The 7,105-nt window shown below is 41.0% G+C and carries 5 protein-coding genes; 3 read left to right on the forward strand and 2 right to left on the reverse strand.

Features of this window, described 5'->3' with window-relative positions; genetic code table 11:
* Positions 1 to 225 precede the first annotated feature (225 nt).
* Positions 226 to 2,064, reverse strand: a complete 1,839-nt coding sequence (locus DW173_RS19605) for a RagB/SusD family nutrient uptake outer membrane protein (protein WP_118407201.1) — start codon at positions 2,062 to 2,064, stop codon at positions 226 to 228.
* A 15-nt stretch (positions 2,065 to 2,079) separates the two neighbouring features.
* A complete protein-coding gene (locus DW173_RS19610) occupies positions 2,080 to 5,166 on the reverse strand; it encodes a SusC/RagA family TonB-linked outer membrane protein (protein ID WP_120145041.1) in 3,087 nt (1,028 codons plus the stop codon).
* 332 nt (positions 5,167 to 5,498) lie between these two features.
* Here DW173_RS19610 and DW173_RS19615 point away from each other — a divergent pair, with 332 nt between their 5' ends.
* From DW173_RS19615 to DW173_RS19625, 3 genes are all read left to right on the forward strand, one after another.
* Positions 5,499 to 5,888 carry a helix-turn-helix domain-containing protein gene (locus DW173_RS19615; RefSeq protein WP_004315228.1) on the forward strand — a complete coding sequence of 130 codons (390 nt, stop codon included), beginning with the start codon at positions 5,499 to 5,501 and terminating at the stop codon, positions 5,886 to 5,888.
* A 45-nt stretch (positions 5,889 to 5,933) separates the two neighbouring features.
* Positions 5,934 to 6,344 (forward strand): helix-turn-helix domain-containing protein, encoded by a 411-nt coding sequence (locus DW173_RS19620; RefSeq protein WP_008770686.1) that lies wholly within the window; start codon positions 5,934 to 5,936, stop codon positions 6,342 to 6,344.
* A 134-nt stretch (positions 6,345 to 6,478) separates the two neighbouring features.
* Positions 6,479 to 6,880 (forward strand): helix-turn-helix domain-containing protein, encoded by a 402-nt coding sequence (locus DW173_RS19625; RefSeq protein WP_004315226.1) that lies wholly within the window; start codon positions 6,479 to 6,481, stop codon positions 6,878 to 6,880.
* The last annotated feature ends 225 nt before the right edge of the window (positions 6,881 to 7,105 follow it).

Below are 7,105 nucleotides of genomic sequence, written 5' to 3' on the forward strand. Positions count from 1 at the left end.
GTTTAAAATAGCCGTTAATAAGTGGCATGGTTATCCTTTGTAAAGGTAGAGACTTTATTCTGACTAGCAAACAGTTTTCGATATAATTAATCTATATCTTGTTTTTCACATATTTGAAAAGTATGTTCCCCATCTCAAAACGAGACAGGGAACATTCCTTAATTTATAATAATGTACAGGTGCCAAGATTGATTCCATAATACCTGTACATATTGAAATTCCTACTTAATATCCCGGATTTTGATACTCGCTGCCATTGGTGATTGTTGCAGTAAATGTAGTTGAAATGGGACGTAATGCATAATTCGGGTGAAAGAATTGTGCTAAGTCCGGATGAGTATTCTCCAGATACTCCGAGTTCTTAAACATTCCTGTCCGTTTCAAGTCGTAGAAGCGGCAATATTCTCCGCAAAGTTCACGGCCTCTTTCGTCTAAGATATCCCGCACCGTAACACTTCCTGCAAGCGGATTTGCTCCGGCACGTTCACGAACCTTGTTGATATAACCGGCTGCATTTGCACCACCATTCAGGTAAATATCAGCTTCTGCCGCAATCAAATAAACTTCTGCCATGCGCATGATAAACGTTGCATTTAGATTACCGTTTCTCTGTTTGGAAGCATTGGCTACATAATAATTACTGCTGTTATGCTTATTCAGTGACGGATAATAGTAGCGGAACTGGTTCTCGTTTGTGTCGTCATCCTTGTAATTGCCTGTGACGTTTGTATAAGCATAATTCATGTTCACGTTATTATTGTCATTACTATATACATGGTGATAATCAATCAGCAAGTAATCAGAAATATGTTCTTTTTGCTTTTCTGTAGCATAATCGATGTCCTGTGGCATGATAAACTTAATGGCTAAGTCACCTTTATTCAGAGCTTTGCCAATGACGGTTTCTTCTTTATCATACATGTGTACGGCACTTTCATCCCACGTGTAATTCTTGTTCGCGTTCCATTCAGTAGTGAACGATTCATGAAATCTGGGGTCCAATGTTCCGTCTTTCTGTACATACAAACTCAACAAATGCTGAGTGGGCATAAAGATACCGGTAATTGAGCCTTCCCAGGTAAGGCGTGTTTCCTGATTATCTTCACGAGCACCGAACTTATTGATATTGCATAAGAAATACTCATCGTTGCGATTTAGCTTGTAATTTCCGTTGCTTGATCCGTGACCGTCTGCTCCTGCATACCAGCGATGTTTCCAAAGAGCTTCTTTGTTTTCCCAGTTATTGCTCTCTTTAAACACTTCGCTATACGATGGATACATATACGTATTGTATTTCCCACCGCCGGTTTCGCAATCGGTAATCAATTTCTTGGCTGTATCCAGAGCTTCCTGCAAATATTCGGTGCTTCCATATTCGTACGTCTGCAAGCAGGCTTTAGCCAGAAAACCGAGAGCGGCTTTCTTTGTCGGGGTGGTAGTAGTTGCATGCGTACCTGTTGGCAACCATTCGGATGCAAATCTTAAATCGGGCAGGATTACTTCCTGATAGATAGTCATCGGATCGGTGCGGGTGGGGGAGTAAGTCAGTGTTTCTGCTGTTATCGGTTCTGTGAGCATCGTCACTGCTCCGAATTGTTCCACTGCATTGAAATAATAGACAGCTCTAAGAAAACGGGCTTCCGCAATCTTGGCATTCCGTTCCTCTTCCGTGGTGTAAGGAGGTTTGTCTCCTAATGCGATAGCTTCGTTACAGGCTCCCACACCGTCGTACGTCCCGTTCCACCAATTATTGGTGTAAGTCGTATTGGGTGATGTTCCTGCGAAAAACCAGAACCACTGTGTGTAACTTGTTGATTCGTTGGCTTTATACGTCCAAAGATCGGTGTCGCCTTCAGTCAGTGACATCCAGTCTGCAGAACCGTAGTAAAACCTTTCCATGGCAAAATAACACTGGTTAATCAGGGTTTCATATCCATCGATGGAAGTAGCCAAAGCCTCTTTGGTAAATGCGCCCGGGTTGTATTCCTCCAAGGTGCAGGAATGTAGAGATAAGGCCGAGAACAGCACACTGCAAAATATGAATTTTATATATATCCTTTTCATGATTATAATCTTTTGTTAGAATGTCAAATTAACGCCAAAAACAAATTGCCGGTAGGTAGGAAATGCATCCGAACCGTTGGTTTCGGGATCAGTATCTTTCAACTGCTTATCTTTTACAAAGATGAACGGATTGTAGGCTGTGGCATAAATACGGCATTTCTCCATTAAAACTTTGCGGGAAATATTGACGGGTAGTGTATATCCCAGCGTGATATTTTTAATCTTAATGAAGGAGCCGTCGCGCACTCTTAATGAAGGATATACGGTTTTTTGTTCGTCTCCCGTTCCGGGACGGGGGAAATAGGCTCCTTGATTATCCTCTGTCCAGTAGTCTACGCCTGCCAGTTGATTCTTGGTTACGCTCTGTTCGGCGGTATAATAACCGAGCAGGTCACTGTTGATTGTCTGTCCGTAACGCGCCATGGCAAAGACGGATAAATCAAAATTCTTGTAGGTGAAGGAATTGCTGAATCCGATGATCCAGTCCGGATTGGAATGTCCTAGAATTTGCCGGTCTTCCGTACTGTATTTATGCACACCTCCATCGCCTTTTTGGTCTAAGGTTTCTATCTTGATGAATCCGGGTTTTACGCCGTAGGCATCCAATGTCTCCTGCGGAGTATCGGTTCCCCAGATTCCGGCATATTTATATCCGTAAATAGCTTTAATCGGTTCACCGACAAACAGGTTTTCGGCGATCAGATCACCGTCAGGCAGATCGTCTATTTGTTCCTTGTTCCAGGTGACGGATAAAGTGGTGTTCCAGGTGAAATCTTTATGCCGTATGTTGTGTGAAGTGATCGTTGCTTCCACACCTTGGTTACTGGTTTGGGCGATGTTCTGCCAGATGGCCAGAGGCGATCCCCATCCGGTCAGACCGCTGGTGATGGGCAATGTACGTTTGAATAATAATCCTTTGGTGGTTGTCTTGAACCATTCTACCGATCCGTCAATGCGACCGTTCAGGATACCGAAATCCAACCCCACATTCCAGTTGTATGACTTCTCCCAGCCGAGATCGGAACTACCGTAGGTACCGGAGTATTGCGTGAAAGGAACAATCTTCCCATTAATGGAAATTCCCGAAGCGGTATATACGTATGCTTGTGTTGTGGTACTGTATGCGGTGGTTCCTCCCGAGTTACCCGTGATGCCGTAGCTCACTCTCAATTTCAGGTTGTCCAGCCAACTACGTGTCTTTTCCATAAATGCCTCGTCCGATATTCTCCACGCCAGTGCGCCTGCGGGGAAAGCATCCCATTTATGTCCGGTAGAAAATTGTGAAACACCGTCCCACCGCGTAGAGAAATTAAACAGGTATTTGCCTTTGTATGAATAGTTCAGACGGAAGGCAAAAGACATTTTCTGTGTCTGTGCGAAGTCGGATTCCACATGTTGGGAAGTACCTGATGTCAGTCGCCAGAAAGACCATTGATCTACCATCTGGCCGCTGGCGGCAGCCATGCTGCTTTCCGACTGGTTCTTATTCCAGGAAGTAATCAATGAACCTCCCAGATTATGGTCTTTGGCGATGGTTGTGTTGTATGCGAGAATATTTTCCCAAGTGTAATTCCAGGCATTGTTGTTGGTGATGGAAGCATGCGGTGAACCTGCATAAGACGGACGGTTGGCATTACACTTCTCTCCCCAGTATTGCCCGTGGCGTGAGTGATTCAAAGTACCATTGACACGACTGGTAAAAGTCAGGTCTTTGATGGGAGTTAGTTTGACATAGCCACTCATGTTCAGATAGGTGGAACGTGTGTTGTCTACATACTGATTCTCTATGAAATCACTCATCGGGGAATATTGTCCCGTGATGTATTCGTGATTGATCTCCCCTTCTTCGGTATAAGCATCACCCAGCGGGATGGAGGAGAGAGATTTGGTGAATGTGTTTTTCACGCCGGAGTTCAAGTCCCGGTAGACTAAATTGGAGGTAAAGCCCACCTTTGCCCATGAAAATATCTGCTGATCCAGGTTGAGGCGTAACGAATATCTGTTCAGATTTTCGTTATTAAGTAAACCTTCTTCCCGGTTGTAGGAAGTCGAAGCAAATAATTTTGTCTTTTCAGTGCCACTGCTGACCGAAAGACTGTATTTCTGTGTAGTAGCCGTGTTGCCCGACACTTCATCTATCCAGTCTATCCATTTGCCGTCGTTGTATGCATCTATAAAATCCTGTTTCCCCAGTAGGGCGGACATATCGGTAGGATAGTCACCATTTTTATATTTATAGGCTTCTTGCTGGTAGGTGACCCATTCATCCCGCGTCATCCCATGTCTGTAGTTGGGTGAACCGCTGAATCCGTAATAAGCATCGAAGTTTACGGTCGCTTTTCCCTCTTTTCCTCTTTTGGTGGTGATAATTACAACGCCGTTTGCTCCTGCGGAACCATAAATGGCGGTGGAAGAAGCATCTTTCAATACATCTACACTCTCGATGTCCGACGGGCTGACCTGGCTATAGCTGCCGGGGATTCCATCGATAATAAACAACGGTTCGTTGCTGCCATAAATAGATCGTGAACCACGTAACAGAATAGTGACATCACCTCCTACCTGTCCCGAAGTTTTGGTGATATCCATTCCGGGTATCTTGCCTTGAAGGGCTTCCATTACATTATTGGTAGGGGCGGCCAGTACTTCCGCACTTTTGACGGAGGTTGCTGCCCCCGTCAAATCCCGTTTTTTGACCGATCCGTATCCTACCACCACTACTTCATCAATCAGTCTGGCATCTTCCGTCAGTATGATTTCCAGCTTGTTCTTGTTGCGTGTATTGACTTCCTGTTCCGTGTATCCCATATAAGATACTTTTAATACTGCATTGGGCGATACGCGCAGTGTGAACAGTCCGTCTACATTCGTAATTGTTCCGTTACTAGTACCTTTTTCAACGATATTCGCTCCGATAATCGTCTCTCCTTGAGAGTTTTTCACTATACCCGAGATCGTTCTACTCTGTTGGCAATAAGCCCGTGTTGATCCAAGTATCGATAATGAACCTATTAATAGGAATAATAGGTAAAAATTCATTCTATAAACAGTCTTTAGGGGATTATTCTCCCCTATGTTTGTTTTATCAGAAAATGATTTCATGCTTTTTGTTTAATTGTATGTTTACTAATTTGTTTTTGGATAGCTAAATTCCAGGATGATTTAAAGCTATGTTTCGATTGTAATGACTTTACTTACCCCATAGGCTATTAGATTTTATTGGTTAAATGATGATTGTTCAGAATGTCAATGTCAATTGAACATTATTCTGTTACTGTTTTGAATGTGGCGCCACGATTCATGTCAGTAAAAAAACTGACAGGGCAAAATTATGCATATAGAACTGGGGATTGAAAAAAATAAAGTTGACTTTTATTTGTTCTGAGTTGATTTTCATTATCTTTGTCTCGACGTATTCACTAAAAAACAATGACATGGATAATGAAGTAAAAAATATAACGAATCGAAGACATATCGGACGCAATATACAAAGGATTCGTGTATATTTGGGTATGAAGCAGGAAGCTTTGGCTGCTGATCTTGGCGTTAGCCAAAATATCATTTCGAAGATTGAGAAGGAGCCGGAGATAGAAGAGGGACTTTTGAATCAGCTTGCTTCTGCACTGGGAATTTCGGCAGAGGTGATTAAAGATTTCGATGTGGAAAAGGCTATTTATAACATCAATAATATTAGAGATAATACTTTTGAACAAGGCTCTACATCAATTGCGCAGCAGTTTAATCCAGTTGATAAAATAATCGAATTGTATGAACGTTTGTTGCAAAGTGAAAGAGAAAAAATAGAGTTGCTTAAAAATAAGTGATTATAAATTGTTCTGTTTATCAGACTTAGAAATAAATTCATCATTATGGAAAATGAAATTAATACGAATGCTACACACATAGGTCGAAAAATAGAGAGGATTCGCCGTCTTCGTGGGATGACTCAAACTGATCTAGGAGATTTATTGGGAATTACAAAACAAGCCGTGTCCAAAATGGAACAGTCTGAAAAGATTGAGGATGAAAGAATTAAACGGGTTGCGGATGCTTTGGGTGTTACAGAAGAAGGCTTAAAAAAGTTTACTGAAGAAACTGTGCTGTACTACACAAATAACTTTTATGAGAATTCAAATGCAACTGCTACCAATATTGGCACAATCTCGAATCTTGAGAATATTAATCACTTTTCAATGGAGCAAGCCGTCAAACTATTTGAGGAATTGTTAAAAATAGAAAGAGAGAAATACAATAAAGAGAACAGTAAAGATGATAAATAACCAAGGTTACTACTTTTTCTGTAATAAATATCAAGTTGCGATTTATAGTTGCGAAAAATAGAGATAGCTATAATTTGTTCTGAATTGATTTTCATTATCTTTGTCGCAATGTAATCACTTAAAGAAATAATGATATGGATAATGATGTAAAAGACATAATGAACCGGAGACATATCGGACGCAATATACAAAAGATTCGTGTATATTTGGGTATGAAGCAAGAAGCTTTGGCGGCTGATCTTGGAGTAAGTCAAAATGTCATTTCAAAGATAGAGAAGGAATCGGAGATAGAGGAAGGACTTTTGAATAAGATTGCCTCTGTGTTAGGTATTTCTGCGGAGGTAATTAAGGATTTTGATGTTGAAAGAGCTATATACAATATCAATAGCTATAAAGATGCTACTATTTCTCCGGGAGCAATAGCAGCAGTTCATGTTACCTCTCAACAAATTAATCCAGTTGATAAAATAATTGAATTGTATGAACGCTTGTTGCAAAGTGAGAGAGAGAAAATCGAATTACTCAAAAATAAGTGAGACTTTATAAATAGTATTTTTCACTGTAAATATTGAGGTATCCAAACTCTTTTTAGTTCAAGAAGTTTGGATACTATTTTTTTAGTTTGGGATATTCCGTAAATGTTCCTCTTTCTAATAAATCAAGAGAAAAGTTTTGCTTTACGTGAGCTTTTCTCTTGATTTTTTCGTTCAACTCTCCCAGTCTTCTATCTTTTTTGTAGAATATTGTTTACATATCCTTGT

Source organism: Bacteroides sp. AM16-13 (assembly GCF_003602705.1).
GTDB classification, from domain to species: Bacteria; Bacteroidota; Bacteroidia; order Bacteroidales; family Bacteroidaceae; genus Bacteroides; species Bacteroides xylanisolvens.